General features: G+C 52.0%; 15 protein-coding genes. 5 read left to right on the forward strand and 10 right to left on the reverse strand.

Going from position 1 to position 15,053, the window contains the following annotated elements:
• Positions 1 to 148: 148 nt before the first annotated feature.
• From cas2 to BR24_RS02060, 9 genes are all read right to left on the reverse strand, one after another.
• A complete protein-coding gene (gene cas2 / locus BR24_RS02020) occupies positions 149 to 442 on the reverse strand; it encodes a CRISPR-associated endonuclease Cas2 (protein ID WP_496539848.1) in 294 nt (97 codons plus the stop codon).
• A gap of 2 nt (positions 443 to 444) precedes the next feature.
• On the reverse strand, positions 445 to 1,476 hold the full coding sequence (cas1c, locus tag BR24_RS02025; protein WP_496539849.1) for a type I-C CRISPR-associated endonuclease Cas1c: 1,032 nt from the start codon (positions 1,474 to 1,476) through the stop codon (positions 445 to 447).
• Positions 1,473 to 2,087 carry a CRISPR-associated protein Cas4 gene (gene cas4 / locus BR24_RS02030; protein WP_496539850.1) on the reverse strand — a complete coding sequence of 205 codons (615 nt, stop codon included), beginning with the start codon at positions 2,085 to 2,087 and terminating at the stop codon, positions 1,473 to 1,475. The genes cas1c and cas4 overlap by 4 nt, the downstream gene beginning before the upstream one ends.
• A 2-nt stretch (positions 2,088 to 2,089) precedes the next feature.
• Positions 2,090 to 2,965: a type I-C CRISPR-associated protein Cas7/Csd2 gene (gene cas7c, locus BR24_RS02035; RefSeq protein ID WP_496539851.1), complete on the reverse strand. Its 876-nt coding sequence runs from the start codon at positions 2,963 to 2,965 to the stop codon at positions 2,090 to 2,092.
• A 3-nt stretch (positions 2,966 to 2,968) separates the two neighbouring features.
• Positions 2,969 to 4,705 (reverse strand): type I-C CRISPR-associated protein Cas8c/Csd1, encoded by a 1,737-nt coding sequence (gene cas8c, locus BR24_RS02040; RefSeq protein ID WP_496539852.1) that lies wholly within the window; start codon positions 4,703 to 4,705, stop codon positions 2,969 to 2,971.
• Entirely contained in the window at positions 4,702 to 5,355 is a 654-nt protein-coding gene (gene cas5c / locus BR24_RS02045) for a type I-C CRISPR-associated protein Cas5c (RefSeq protein ID WP_496539853.1), read from the reverse strand. Before cas5c ends, cas8c begins: the two co-directional genes overlap by 4 nt.
• A gap of 395 nt (positions 5,356 to 5,750) precedes the next feature.
• Positions 5,751 to 7,910, reverse strand: a complete 2,160-nt coding sequence (cas3, locus tag BR24_RS02050) for a CRISPR-associated helicase Cas3' (protein ID WP_496539854.1) — start codon at positions 7,908 to 7,910, stop codon at positions 5,751 to 5,753.
• A 122-nt stretch (positions 7,911 to 8,032) separates the two neighbouring features.
• A complete protein-coding gene (locus tag BR24_RS02055; RefSeq protein WP_496539855.1) occupies positions 8,033 to 8,752 on the reverse strand; it encodes a DNA-methyltransferase in 720 nt (239 codons plus the stop codon).
• Positions 8,753 to 8,789: 37 nt separating this feature from the next.
• Positions 8,790 to 9,263, reverse strand: coding sequence for a helix-turn-helix domain-containing protein (locus BR24_RS02060; protein WP_496539856.1), 474 nt, complete (start codon positions 9,261 to 9,263; stop codon positions 8,790 to 8,792).
• 367 nt (positions 9,264 to 9,630) lie between these two features.
• Between BR24_RS02060 and BR24_RS02065 the strand changes: the two genes are divergently transcribed.
• The 4 genes from BR24_RS02065 to BR24_RS02080 all read left to right on the forward strand — a co-directional run bounded on the left by BR24_RS02065 (position 9,631) and on the right by BR24_RS02080 (position 11,996).
• A complete protein-coding gene (locus BR24_RS02065; protein WP_496539857.1) occupies positions 9,631 to 9,846 on the forward strand; it encodes a hypothetical protein in 216 nt (71 codons plus the stop codon).
• Between the two features lie 348 nt (positions 9,847 to 10,194).
• Entirely contained in the window at positions 10,195 to 10,563 is a 369-nt protein-coding gene (locus tag BR24_RS02070; RefSeq protein ID WP_496539858.1) for a hypothetical protein, read from the forward strand.
• 107 nt (positions 10,564 to 10,670) lie between these two features.
• Positions 10,671 to 10,877 carry a helix-turn-helix domain-containing protein gene (locus BR24_RS02075; protein WP_496539859.1) on the forward strand — a complete coding sequence of 69 codons (207 nt, stop codon included), beginning with the start codon at positions 10,671 to 10,673 and terminating at the stop codon, positions 10,875 to 10,877.
• A 3-nt stretch (positions 10,878 to 10,880) separates the two neighbouring features.
• Entirely contained in the window at positions 10,881 to 11,996 is a 1,116-nt protein-coding gene (locus BR24_RS02080) for a tyrosine-type recombinase/integrase (RefSeq protein WP_496539860.1), read from the forward strand.
• 574 nt (positions 11,997 to 12,570) lie between these two features.
• Here the strand turns inward: BR24_RS02080 and BR24_RS02085 are convergent.
• Positions 12,571 to 14,358, reverse strand: a complete 1,788-nt coding sequence (locus BR24_RS02085; protein WP_496539861.1) for an ATP-dependent nuclease — start codon at positions 14,356 to 14,358, stop codon at positions 12,571 to 12,573.
• A 438-nt stretch (positions 14,359 to 14,796) separates the two neighbouring features.
• Here BR24_RS02085 and BR24_RS02090 point away from each other — a divergent pair.
• Positions 14,797 to 15,053, forward strand: a 257-nt coding sequence (locus BR24_RS02090; protein WP_496539862.1) for a transposase, incomplete at its 3' end; no start/stop codon positions are given.

The following is a 15,053-nucleotide window of genomic DNA, read 5'->3' on the forward strand; positions in this document are numbered from 1 at the left end:
GGACTCAGAGCGTGTCCTGCGCGAACTGACTCGATAATCATCACGAAAAATCTGTGCTAGTGGACAAAAAACACCTAATCAACCAGATTAATAGAGAATTGCATCGACGCGAACCTACCCGGAAAACCAAAACCACTTGAGGTTCGCGCTACAATATCAATATACCCGTTTCAGGATCATACGTATCAACTGCTCCATGACTCTCCACACGACGCTGCCAATTCTTTCCAAGAAAATAAAAGCGCAGACTGTCCTTCTCCGGATTGATTACATCCAGCAACTTATGGCGAAGCCGAGCCCACTGAGCAGGGTCCACCACGCACTCAAACACTGAATACTGCACCCTTTGCCCGTAGCTCTCGCAAACCTTCGCAATCCGCCGCAACCGACGCTTTCCCCCATCATCCTCGAAGCTGACGTCATAACTGACCAAAACCAGCACAATCACCTCCAGAAAAACGGCGGATACCCGTCAAGATCACCACGTACCGCGCGGGCCAGCAACTGAGACTGCACATGAAAAGCCAATCCCAACGGAATGCGCTGCTGCAAAAATGGATGCATGACCTCCTTCTGCTTTCGCCTCTGCCAAGCGACCAGAACCCTTTTTCGAGTATCATCATCCATCAAAACCGCGCCGCTTTCCTTACGCACAAACCCCCGCGCAGACACCTCGCCCCGATTGACAAGCGACAACGCCAACCGATCCGCCAAAAACGAACGAAACTCCTCCATTACATCAAGAGCCAATCCGGGTCGTCCCGGTCTGTCGCGATGCAAAAAACCAACCTGAGGATCAAGCCCGACAGCCTCCAGAGCCGAACGCACATCATGCGCAAGAAGCGTGTACAAAAAAGAAAGCAGGCAGTTCACGGCATCAAGCGGAGGACGACGATTCCTGCCGACAAAACGAAATACCGTATCCTCGGCAAGCACAAGCTGGTCGAAAACGCCATAATAGCTGTTGGCCGCCTGCCCTTCAAGGCCACGAACCGTTTCCAGTGTCTGATCCTGCCGCAATCGAAGGGCGCAGTCGTCCAACACCGCAACGGCGTTCTGCATGAGGTCACAATCCAGCCTTCCCGCATGATCCCGCATGCCGCGCCGCAACACCGCACGAGAATTGGCAACCTTACCCGCCACAAAAAAACGGGCAAAGACAGCAGAACGCTTCGAATCCTCAGCGGCCCGATACTGCGCCCGCCTTAAAAGCACATTGCCGCTCTGTGGGCCGCGAACCCCGGCAAGAAAGCGGCCACTTTCAGTCAAGAAAGAAACCGCGAGACCTGCATCGGCACAATGTCCAAGAAGGAACGGGCTGCAAAGCACATTGCCGAAGCACACAATGCCGTCCAGCACATGCGCCGGGAACCTTTTTTTACCCCCATCTTCAGCCCGAATGACAACACATTCTCCGTCTTTGGAAAGATAACTCCCCTGAGACGTCACATAAAGCGTGTTCAAAAGCTTTTTCATGACTCAAGCCCCGACCGCACATAGGTCTCCACACTGCGCTTTCCCTTGCCGGGCATACACGCATCCCTGAGTGAACAATTCCGACACTTCGGCCCGTATTCCGCATCAGGAAGAGTTTCCTGACGAACCATCTCATGCACAGCAGAGCAAACTTCCTCAACCATCAGGCGCAACGAGGCATCAAAAACCACCCGCTCCCGACGACGAGGTTTGCCATAGAATATGGCCCCTTCCGGGACACGGGTTCCGAGCATCTCCTCAAGGCACATGGCCTGAGCACACAGCTGAACGCGGTCCCAGTCCTCAACTTTCGGACTTCCCCGCTTGTACTCCACCGGATAGGGATACTCCTTCCCGTCCGCGCCCCGCCGCATCTCAACAACATCAGCTATGCCGTATAGCCCGAGGGTGTCGCTTCGCAACGGCACACTTCGGTCTTCGGCCACGCCTCCGCGCCGCCCGGACGAACCGGAGTCGGCGCGGAGGTGCAGCAAACGCCCTTCAACCGTGAACCGATTCTCGCTCCAAACCTTTTCTACATGAATGAGCGCGCATTGGCGCGGGCAATACATGTAATGCTGCAATGCGGAAATCGGTCTCGTATCAGCCATGTCTAGAACTTGGCTTCCATACTTACGCCCTGCGGAACGGCGGATTCGTCGGCAACCACCTCATAGTCGGCAAACGCCCGGGCCGGCCCTTCGGAGCCTTCTTTGCGGTTGACGCGAACAGCCTCGAACAGCTTGTGGGCCGGGGCATTACCCAACGCATCGTCATGCTTGAAGACGATGAGCCCCCGGGGCGACATCTTGCCGCGCGCCGCCGAATGGTCGTGGTCAAACATGTTGGCAAGGGAGGACCAGAGCAGTTCAAGGTCTTCGTCCGAAAACCCCGTTCCTTTCTCGCCCTTGGCCAGATGCGAGGAAATGTATCCCTCGGCGCGATACAGGGCATACGGCACAATATGCTTGCGGCCCATGGTCCGCTCCTTCTCCAAATCCTTCTCATTGGTCACCGCCATGCGCGTGATGCTCACCTCCATGGGCACGATGGGCTCAATGCTCTTGGCAAAGGAGAACTGCACAGGGCCGCGCACCTGCCCGCAGTTGACTTCCGTGGTCATGACCGCGCCGAATGTTCTCACATCGAAGAAATTGTCGCACATCCAGCGCGTAACCTTCCGGGCGTCCTCCACCTTCTTTGGCAGTTTTTTCTTCTCCTGCTTGATGTCGAGTTCCTTGTAGGCCATTTCGTTATTGCGGTTCAAAACGGCCTTTTCGGCGACATAGATATTGTATCCGGCCTCACCGCCCTTTGCGATGTCCACGTAATTACGCACTTTGCGTTTCAGGCAGACATCGGTGACAAGGCCGTGCCCGGTCTCCGGATCAATGCGCGGCATATTGCCTGCGTCAGGGTCTCCGTTGGGATTGCCGTTTTCCACATCGAAAAGGTACACGAACTCATAGCGGTTGTTGATGGCGGTCATGGTTTATTCCTCCGTCTTGTCTTCGTTTTTGGTGAACATGGCCTGACGCTGCTGGTAGTATCCAAGGATAAACATCCCCTGCTTCTCAAGTGCCAAGCTGGCCGGGAACCCGTCTTTCGGATCTATTCCCGCCGTTATCTCCTGAATTCCTTTTTCATAATAGACAGCCAGCCCATGGTTTTCCTTTCGGATTTTTGCCAAACCATGCTGGGCATTACGCAGGATGATGGGAAAGGTGCGGGCCGGAGTTGCCGATGCCGAGCCGAAGAATCGGTCTTTCACACTGGCATTAGCGCCCGGAACCGCCTGCTCCTGAATGCGCTCTACAATGGCGAAAAGCCTTCCGAGCCGATACCCAATGTCGGTATTGTCCTTGTCGAGAGTCATCTGAATCTCCTGTTTCGCGTTACGAACGAGGTACGCCTTGATGATTGCCGCGCGCAGGTAATTTATCTTCTTGCCCTTGTCACTGTCAGAGTCGGCGCGCACGCGTTCTATGGCAGATGTGAGCAGCGTTCTTGGATACGGTCGGTTGCCGAGGATGGCCTTGAGCAACTGACCGGAGAGGAGCGGTGAGATGTTACGCGAGTCGCGCTGAGGGGCCAGCTCCCGCAGTATCCACCAGGGACTGGGGTGCTCGGGCTGATTGTTATATTCGCGCTTTATGACAAGCGCGGCGTAATGCTCCCCGAGGTTCCGTGCCGTATCGCCCACGGTGCCCACATGCCAAAAACGCACGGAAAGGCGCGCCGCATTCGGCGAGAGGCCGAGCACATAAAAACGCGTCTTGGGGTCGCCGAGTTCTTCGGGCAGACGCCCTCTGGCAATGGACTTGATGTGCCCGGTGAGCCGCTGGGCCAGTCCTTCGTCCTCAGGGGCCTTCCCGCCAAGAGCAAACCCGAACATCGGAGCAGCATCGCCCGACGGACCGTCAGTCCAGAATACAACCGTAGTATCGCCCACCTGAACCTTCCGCTCATTCGCGGGGTCGAGCAGATAATTCAGCGCTGTCGTGTACGCAAAAGCAGCCTTGTCTGAAACAGGAGCGTTGAAGTTCTGCTTTTTGCCGAAGGATACAGCTGCATCGAAGTTGAAGGAAACCAGCGAGGCGCCGGAAGTCTGTGCGCCCGGTACTCCCTTTATCTTGGCATGCGTTGGGGGAATTGGTGAATCCTCACCGGTGACGAGACACATCCCCTTTTCGCTGTTCGCGCTGCCAGCCAAGTGGGCAACCCACGCCTTGCGAAATGCCGGACGCTCATGGATAAACTCCAGATCGCCATCCAGACGGAAGACCACGTTCTGATCGAGAAGTTCTTCATAGCCAGTCAGTTCTTCAGCTTGTTCCGACTTCCACTGTTCCAGAAAAGCCAGAAGAGCGCTGGCTCCATCGTCATCCACTTCAGAAAGAACCTTGGCTGCAAGCTCCTTGAAGGCCGCATGCGTCTTGGCAGTGCGCTCTGGTTTGCCCTTGCTGTCCACGCCAAGAACATACCCGGTATTGTCCCAAGCGAAGTTGGAAGCAACGCCTACGGAACGACCAATCGGCCCCGGCACCTCGACGCGTTTTGCGCGCCCCTGCTCGTCTCGCAGGTCAAGTGGCGCTCCGGCCAGATTCCCTTCACGGTCGAGCGTCAGGCAGAAATGAACACCCTGACGGCCGAAACCGAACTCAGAAACACCGACGTTCGGGTCTGCCAGTAGTCTTTCATAATAATCGTGCAACGCTTGCAGAATCATGCCGCCACTTCCTTTGCGCGGCAGTCGATGACGCCGTTTTCCATTGCGGCCCGGAAGAACACCGGCACCATGCCCGACCGGTAGTCGATATCGTGCAGCATCCAGCCAAGATCACAGGCCCCCTCAAGCTCGGAGTCAGGGATATCTCCCTCCACAAGCTCGAAATGCGCAGGGAACTCCCTGCATCCCAGATAGGGACGGTGGAAGCATTTTCCCTTGGCCGCCCGGCGGTTGAACATATCCAGATGCTTGCCGTCGTTGCGGTCCTCGTCTGACGTATATTCAAAATGCGCCTCGATGACGTACTCCACATCCCGAAGCACCATGGCTGCCCGCTGCTGCCGGTTCTCCTCGACATGAAGACGAAGGGGCGTGCTGCCGTCCTTCATGGCAGCATTGACACCACTCCCCCCCTTGACAGGCACCTTGGCCGCAACTTCGTTACGACGCACATTGTCAAACCGGATTTCCTTCATGACGTGAATCCGGTCCACCACCCACTTTATCGAAGGCTTCCAGTAGATCGCCTCCAGCAATCCACGCGCGGCGGACGGCGTCATAACGTCGTAACTGACCCGCTCCACCTTCATCTCAGGCCTCGTAAAACAGGCATAATCGCCCCAAACCTTGAGCCGTACTCCTCGTGGCATACACCCTCCTTAAACCCCACAGATACAGAAAAGGACACAAACAGAAATAACATATAATAAGTAGCGTATTAGCGGCCAAAGCCGTCCTGAGACAAGAAGTTTTATCAAGAAAAACACACACCCCCTTTTTTATCCTACAATCTATTTTACCCTAAAACACCTAACGGCTAGACACAGACTACACCCTCTGGGCAATCATATAATTATAATCATCATATTCATTGAATAAGAAAATGCATCACAGATTGACACAGGGGTGACACCTTTTAATCTTCATAATCATTGTTTCAATCCACACCCCTGCGCCAGCTTTAAACATACTCAACCAAACACTCATTGTCAATTTTACATATTCATTGAATCTCAATTTAACAATAATACCATACTGAGTTGTCCTAAAGAATAAACTCAGATGCATCCGGCGCCCCCGCAGGAAACGTCAGGCCGAATCGCTTGTCATAATACTTCATCGCGCGCAAAACCGGATACTCGCCGAGGACCATTTCCACGGCCCCAGCCCGATCCAGCGCGCGGAACTGCCCGTCATAAACCTGTACCGTATACTGCTGAAGGCTCCGAAGGATGCCCCCATGGTGTTCCGCATACCGCAACTGATTGATGAGCTTGTCGGCATCCTCGTCATATGGGATCATCACGGCGATCATCTTGTTCTCGATAATCCTGAACCGCTTCGCCGCTTCGGCAAAGAGCCATTCACCGCTGGGGTTTTCCAGCAACTTGCGAATGTTCTTATGATCAAGCCGGTCACTGTTCAGCCAATACGCCTGCCGAAAGTACTCCCGTACAGCCTCGGGCGCGAAAGGTTCGGCCCCTTTGTCCGAACGCAGGACGCTCTCGGTGCAGCCTGCCTTTGTGGCAAAGGCTCTGACCACCCCTTCTTTCGGCGTGAAAACATGAACCGGGGCGAGGTTCTCTCTTTCCCCTTCACGGTTGCAGCGCCCCGCGGCCTGAATAATGGAGTCAAGTCCGGCCATTTCGCGGATGACTTCCGGGAATGAGACATCAACCCCAGCCTCGATGAGCTGCGTGCTGACCACACGGCATGGCTCTCCCGCAGCAAGGTCTTTCCGGATCGCCTCAAGCGCCACGGTTCGATGTGCAGGACACATGAGCGCACTCAGGTGGCGGGCTCCGGGCTCATCTTGAATCATGGAAAAAAGCTCTGAAGCTCGCGCCCTGGTGTTGACGATGCACAAAACCTTCTCACGCTCCCGGATCATATCCGCCACCTCGGGAAGCGACTGCTCGCCACAATCTTCCAGACGAGTTCTGGCAAATGCCGAGTGCATCCGGACCGGGTCGGGCGCCAACTCCCGCACACCGTCAAGACCACAGACAAGGTCGCACTTTTCCAACGCAGGCTGAGTTGCCGTACAAAGCACCACGCTTGATCCGTAATTCGTCGCCAGCTCCTCTACAGCTCGCAAACACGGATCAAGGTACTCCGTCGGAAGCATTTGAGCTTCGTCAAGAATGATCACCGATTTGGAGAGATTATGTAATTTGCGACACTTGGAAGGTTTGTTGGAGAATAGCGATTCGAAAAACTGAACATTTGTTGTGACAACCACCGGCGCGTCCCAATTTTCGCACGCCAGTCGATGCCGCTTCGCCGCCGGGGATTCATACGAACCCTCATCCGCATCATCCTGTTTGTACGTGCTGTGATGTTCGATCACGCCTCCATCCGAGAAAATGCCACGAAAGACTTTGGCATTCTGTTCAATGATGGAGGTATAGGGAATAACGTAGACGACTCGCCGCAAACCATGACGCTTCGCATGATCGAGGGCGAATGCCATTGAGGTAAGCGTCTTCCCGCCGCCGGTTGGTACTGTTAGGGAAAACAGGCCCGGTTCCATGGCCGCATTGGCGCGGCAATGAGCCAGTATCTCGGAGCGCAGGGTGTTTATCCGGCTGTTCGGCTTAAATCTGGAAAGATATTCATCAAGAGACGAACTCAACTGTCCGAAATCAAAAGCTTCTGGACGCCATGCAGCCTTTGCCTCATCCATGAAGCGTTCGGTATCCAGATAATCCGCATCCACCAGCGCCGAGAAAAGCATCCTGGTGAAAAAGCTGCATGAGAACACACTATTCGGCTCAAACGGAAAGTCAGGAATCCTCAACTTTTCAAGTGGATTTTCGATGCCTGACGGTAGGTCATCAGCCCCCTTGCAGAGCAACTGAAGTGATTTCCCGTTGCCGTAATCCACGGCATCCGGCAGGCCGCCATGATGCCCGGCCACGCAGTAGGCAAGGATCTGACCGAAAGGACTGTTGAGTCTCTTGAGAAGGCGCGCCCCTACACCTTTGTGGTCTTCATACGCAGGCGAAGAGTCTAGAAGCTTTCTTTGAAAGGCAGGCCGGGACTTACCAATATCATGAACAAGACCAGCCGCTTGCCCCCAAGCTTCCGCACCGTAGAAATCCGCAAATCGTGCGGCTAGTGCTGCTACGTTTTTGGAGTGCTCCTCAAGAGATTGCCACGAGGGCTCTTCCAAACCTGCTTTTGTGTGCGCATATAGAGGCATTGGATTTCGGCCTGCCGGTGAATGAGTTTTAGAAGATCATACCTTTCACTATACCGAACATAACTATTGCGCAAGGCAGATTATTTCCAAACGGCTTCTTAGATATATGAATGCATTCACATTTACTCAGTTGAAACCTCCACCTCACATTCCTGTTCTTCGTCCCAGTCCATGATCTTCCAACCATCATCCATGAGTTTCTCTCGCTGCACGCCAATATAAGGATCTTGGTCAATCCCGATGCAACAGCGTCCAATCTTTTTGGCCACTCGCACAGTGGTATATGTGCCGCCGAAAGGGTCCAGAATAATGTCTTTAGGCTTCGCGATGCCTTCCATGATGTATTTGATAAGCGCCTCCGGCTTCTGGGTTGGATGTACAACGCCATCAGCTTTGAGCCGCTCGTTTCCGGAACAAATCCCCGAGGTATAATGATTCAGGAAAATATCTTCACGGTTAAAATATGACTGTGAGTTGTATGCATGGACCGCCAACTCGACGCTCTCTGCAAAGCATCCGAGTTTCTTAAATTTGCCTTGTACAGGATTCGTCTTTACCCATGCAAATTTGGTAATATTAGTGAACCATTTAGATAGTTCCATGTACCAAGTCCCAAATTGAAAATCACTGCAAAAGACAAACACGCTGCCCGTCGGCTTTGTCACTCTTCCAAATTGATACGCCCACCAGTCAATCGGCAATCCATGCGCATCCCATGATTTCCCACCTATACTCAGTTCATAGGGAGGATCGGTAAGAATGCAATCAACGAAATGCGCATGCGTTTCCTTTACGAAGTCAACGGATTCCTGCCATAAAATGTAACAGTCATCGCTCTTCATGTACGGCAGAGCAAGAAACTGATTCAAGGACATTGGCTTAATCCTTCTCTCTCAATACAGAAAGTGCCTGTTTTACGTTATCCGGATAGACGTCTTTGTATTTCAATAACAATTCCCGCATCTGGTTCAGAGCATGAATCCTTACATCTGAGACTTCTTTCCGCCTTCTCTCTCGCTTTCTCGGATCTTGGCTCGAATGACACCTATGTGCCAGCTTTGCAAAGTTCTCATCTTCAACTAACATCGTCGTGATGAGGTTAAAAATATCTGGATACAAGACAGAAAGGATAAGCCGCCGAAATGCTGTAACTTCAAAACCATAAACCCTCGCAAAATCGTCAATTTTATCAATTGGAATCTGATTTTTTCCGTGTTCGATTCTGTTTATGAAGCTGATGCCGGAATACCCCAAGGCGGACGCCACTTTTTCCATTGAAAGCCCGCGAAGCTTACGTTTTGTCCGCAAGTATACCGCAATTTCAATGAGTAATTCTTTTTCAATTTTTCTCATATACCCTCACTGGATGATGCATGTTTTTTCCCTAACCAAATAGGGTTATTTGCCACAGAAGTCGCGATTGATCAAAAGCATCCCCTGAACCAGAGTCGTCCATCCCCGTCACCGTCGCCTGAGATCGACACGGCACGGGTAAGGCGATTTGGTCAAGGCCGGATGACCGCAGGGAATCCGCCCGAAGGGCTTGGCCTTGACCAAACCGGTGGCCGTGCCAGGCTGCGGGCAGTCGACGGACGGCAACAAGAAATCTTCAGAAAGACGGGTCCACGACTGGAATTCGCCGAAAATGACGTGGTATGCGAATTCATAAAACCTGACACAAAGGAGGCACTACCACCGATCTGGTCGTCATAAGTTCGTGATGAAATCCGAACTGATGACGACGTACGAAGCCTACGGCTTCAACGCTTACCGCCGTTTTTCCAAAACAAACGGCATCCTTTCCGAAACAAACGCCGGTTCAACACAACCCCATCGCCCGATGAACAGCAGGACCTGTGCGCCTGCAGTTGCCAAAGTCCCCGACGGTCACAATTCCGCATCTGGCGGACGTAAGACGTATGCGCTTACGTTGTGACACCCCTTATTGAATGGACATATGAAAGCTTGCTTTCACTGGGAACAGGGCATTCATTTATCCCGCTTTGTGCGTTGTGTGGCAGCTTCTGCCACGGGTTGCCCTCTTTGGGCAGCTTGGCCCACCTGGAGATGAGGCGGTATCGCCGTCTTGTGTCCGGGAATCGAAAGTTGATCTTTCTTGTCCGTTCGGCGCTATGGCTACGAGCCAGTCTTCCGTTTGACATTTTTCAGGCGTCCCCAAGGGACGACGGTTCCGCAAGTCGTATTCTCAACAGAGCATCCCTGCGTCTGATTTTCCCTAATTCCCATAAAGCCCCTTTGTTGGGGCTTTTGCTTTTTCTGGAGCATGCTTCAAAGAAAAGCAGGCAAAGGGGCGTCTTGCCGCCCCTTCAAGCTTCCGGCCTTTGACCCTAACCAGTTAGGGTCAAAAACCGGAAGCTTTCATCCCCCACGCGCGCGGTCCTTGGCCGCGCCCGCCAGCATGGCCTTTTGCCGTTCATCAATTTGGTTTCACTTCGCAGAGCTTGCTTCGCTGCGCACTGCTGCGTTCAACAAAATTTCTTCACGTCTGCAACGCCATGGGGTGGCTCCTTTTTATGCTTTGCAACAACGCATGAAGAATCCCGGAAAAAGAAAAGGACAGATCGGCAGAAAAAAAATGATCTTTTTCAAAAAAAACCTACCCGCGACTATTGCCCCATTTTCAATCACATGATTTGTAATGGAGGATTGGCCTTGGGCAATCGTGCCTGGCCGCAAAAATGAAGTGCAGACCGGACGTAAAGACGTTGGAGGCTTCGACGTGCACATGAGGTCACTTCAATGGGAGAAATCAAGTTTCTTACGATCAAGGAAACCGCCGACATTCTGCGGGTGTACCGGGCCACCATCTCGCGCATGATTTTAGTTGGCGAATTGCCGTGTGTCGAGATACGATCCAGAAAGCTGGTCCGGGAAGAGGACCTGCGTGGGTTCATTGACAGCCAAATCGGAAACGTGACGGCGAACGAAAGTCCGAAGGAGAAGTAGCCCATGGCCACTGTCACCATCGCGACCCGTTCGCTTAAAAAGGGAAAGACCTACGTCGTCAACTACAAGGACCCGGAAACGGGTCGCAAGAAGTACCACAAAAGCTTCCGCCGCAAGGATTTGGCACAGGAAGAAGCAAATCGACTGCGCACCTTGCTGGACTCCGGCAAGCCCCTTCGCAAGGAAAAGGGCCGCACGCGGACGGCTTCGACCTTCGGCCATGCCGCGAGCATCTGCAAGGAAGAATGGCTACGGAAATTGAAGGAAGAAGCCATCTCCGAGAGCACCTACAAGGGGTATCAGACCTTCCTCAAACCCGTGCTTGCCGAGTGGGAGCACGTCTTGCTGGAAGAACTGGATGCGGACACCATTCGTGATTACCGGGTGCAAGTGGCGGAAAGCGGAAGCAACGTGCTGGGGAACCGCCGCCTGTTTGTCATCAAGCAGGTATTTGCCACGGCACAACGCAGAAAATTGATCGAACACGATGTTGCCGCCGGCATCAAGTATCTGTCCGAAAAAGCGAGTGAAAGAAAAACCGCGCAAAAGCCCATCGAAATCGACGCGTTGCTGGAGGCGGCTTCCAAACGTCGCTCCCGGCACTACCTGCCCTTGGCCATTTTGCTGGCAGTCGAGCACGGATGCAGCATGCAGGAAGTCCGGGATTTGGAGTGGTCACAGGTTGATCTGGACGAAAACCAGATCACCTTTCACCACACGAAAAACGGCGTGACGCGAACCCACAAGATCATGCCCCGCACGAGGCAAGCCCTGTTGGACCGAAAGGTGTATCTGGAGACCTACCGCCGCAAGCGCGGCGTGGAGGTCAAAGGAGAGTACGTCGTGGGGCATCCCGACGGAACCCTTCGGAACTTCCGCAAGGCATGGGAAGGTCTGTGCAAGGACCACGACTTCGACGACTTGCACTTCCACGACCACCGCCACACCTACTGCACCAATCTCCTGCTCTCCGGCAGCACCTTGAAGGAAGCGAGCGTCATGATAGGCCACAGGGACCTGCGCATGACCAACCGCTACAGCAACCTTGAGGACGTCATCGGAACCAGCGCCCAAGACCGTCTGGCCGCGCGCTATGCCAAAGCAAGCAACGACGAATGACAGCATGCACACCATGCACGCCCGAAATCGCCCGTCGGAAGCTGCGGACACATAGCGGACATATTCGGGAATCCAGCATAGGACACAACAAAAAATGGCTTCGGTAATCTACCGAAGCCATTAAGGAAAATTGGTGGAGCTGGACAGAATCGAACTGACGACCTCTTGAATGCCATTTTCATGGCAAGACGGCCCACCACACTAGTTAAACCACTAAAATAACGTGACCTTTACCCGCTTCCGCTGTGATTTGACTTAGTGTGCATCGTGTGCATGACGCACCAGATTTCAGGTGGTTACGCATAGTGCTGCTGGGTTTTGTCCCACAAAAGGGCCACACAAAGCCCCTCCAACAGGGCAATTGATGATAATTGGCCACAAAGATTGAAAGACTTAAAACTACATTTTTATTTAAAAATATTCGACATTACCAATGTAGGGTTGCACAAATCATTGATAACAGCCAGCTGTTGTCTATTTATGCGCTGTTGTCCTATTTGAAATAGAGAATAGCTCGACATGAAAAATGCGTCGAGCGAGAAAGAAAATCACAATCATGGGACAGTCATCAAGGCTATCCTTTGATCCAGTCGAGAAATGTTGTCAGCACGACTTGATCTTTTACTTTGTGAGCCAAATCATTATCTTCAATATCGGCGATGAACCTAACCCAGTGTTTTTCACCTTTGCCCGTAAGATGCAGAACGCATTCTATATCTCCCACCGGCCAAGCCCAGATATTATGATCGTCTTTGACGGATTGATGGAGGTCAGCAATGTGTGCCGCACATTCGGGCGAGGCTGCACATTCTGCGTATGCTTGGGCGGCCGTCATGTTATCGTTGTTTATGGGGAGCCCCTGACCGTTCAATTCGATTTCATTCGCCTGCTTTCTTACGTCGAAATAGGCTTTACACGCCTCAATTTTTGCATCCGGAGCAACGATGACTCCATACTCTTCTCCTTTGCAAAAAAGGGCATCCAGATCGACTACAGCTTGATATGGTATTCCCATGGCGTTAAGAATTGCTATCGCCTTACCAGTATTGCCGCTCCCGCCAAGAGGGACGAGTGCAATTTTGTCGTAGGACAAAGTTTTCCCAAAAGTCTTCTCGTATAAAACTGGGATCAACCTTGCTTCCGTACTGCCTTCAACAAGTAGTACCTTTTCCGAAAAAAGTATCTGGTTTGAGTTGGACAAGGTGAACAAGGTTTCTGCTTGCGCTCTGTTGCCATTGATCTTGTCTTTTGCTGCCGACGACATTGTCGGCAGCACCTTGGTTCCAAAATCGTTTTTCCGAATAAGCAAGGTATACGGAACGTTTTTTCTTTCGATCAACATTGGTGAGTGGGTAGAAAAAATCACTTGATACCCAACATTAACAAGGGATTCCAAGGCGGCACGAACTTGTTCTATGGCCTGTGGGTGAAGATATAGCTCGGGTTCATCTATCAACAAAAGACGACATTCAGGATCGTCCGCAGCCTGGGTGTGTTCGGCCAAGCACCTGACTAAAGCCATCTGGATTGTTCGTTGCGCCCCATGCCCCATGCTGTCGAATTCATGCCAAGTTTCGCCACGATGTGGGTCTTTTACCTTGATAGTGCCAGCTTTGAACAAGGTGTGAATCGAGGGCGCCGGGATTTCAGATCGTATTTCAATACCTGGAAAAAGATCTACCAAGGCACGATTGGCCGAAGCATCTATCTTTGTCAGCTCTGGCGCTCGTTTGTCACCTTCGGCCGAGAGGATTGACTTTAACTCATCTACTGCATCCGAGATTTTGACCCCATGTTGTTCCTCAACGCTTCCCAGCACATCTTTCAGTAGCTTGCCCAAAGTCGAACTGGCGGTGTTCTTTGCCACATCTTGCGATGCATCGGCCATCGCTTCGATATGGATTGGAGATGGAAACAGCTTTGAAATCGCAGCATCAATTCCCGCAGGGTTCTTGTCCCAAGAGTCCTCATTTGAAAAGTCTTCACCTGGCCGCAAAATGAACAGGGGCCTGTCGCCTTTGGTGCTGCCAGGTTTTGCTTGAATACGCTTGATAAACAATACCCCGTCATCAGAGATATACTTTTCGATTTTGGCCTTGTGCTTTGGGTCAAGCTTGTCCAACAACTGTTCCGAGATGCCCGATAACTCACCGATTCCTATGATAGGCTGAGTGATATCATTCCCGCAAAAATCATTCTCCGTTATCCCACCCGATGGCGACAGCAACCAAATGATGCCCTGTATAATGGTTGATTTGCCAGCGTTGTTGTATCCGACCAAGGGCGTGAACGAACTCAATTCGACTTCGATATCATGACAGGACCGATAGTTTTTCAGCCAAATTTTCTTCAAACGATGCATAGGGACTCCGTGTTGGTATTTTGAATGGAGATTTCATTAATTTTTTCCCTTGGCAAAACTGATTACGACGATACTATACTTGCGCTATACCCCAAGTCAATGCGGAGAAAAAAGCTGTTGGTAATGTGTTACAAATTTCATCCAAATTTTATTCTCATAATCCCCTGAAAAAGGGGAGCTAACCTCTTTTTTTTGTTTTTCGACTGGGTTTCCAAATAGTTGCGCCTTTCTTCGTGCGAGGACGATCATTCACCTCTATCGCTCTGACATTATTTGGTTTTTATTCCATACAATAATCATCGAAGTCTCCGAGTGAAATATGCACGAAACCCACTTTCTGCTTTCGGCGAAAGCACGCACCACGTCTGTAAAGTCCCCGTAAAGTAGGGCCATTGCCAAGTAGAGACTTCTGGCTCAAACTGCGCCCAGGAGTTTCGTATGCGCAAATCAAAATTCACTGAGCACCAGATCGTCAGGATCCTCAAGTCTGTGGAAGGCGGACGGACCGTCAAGGACGTATGCCGTGAAAACGGCATCAGCAACGCCACCTACTACAAGTGGAAATCTAAATACGGAGGCATGGAGGCATCCGACATCCAGAGGATGAAGGATCTCGAAGCCGAAAATCGCAAACTCAAGCAGATGTTCGCTGACCTCAGCCTGGAAAACACTGCGCTCAAGGACATCATCGAAAA

It is taken from the genome of Pseudodesulfovibrio halophilus DSM 5663 (genome assembly GCF_059568665.1).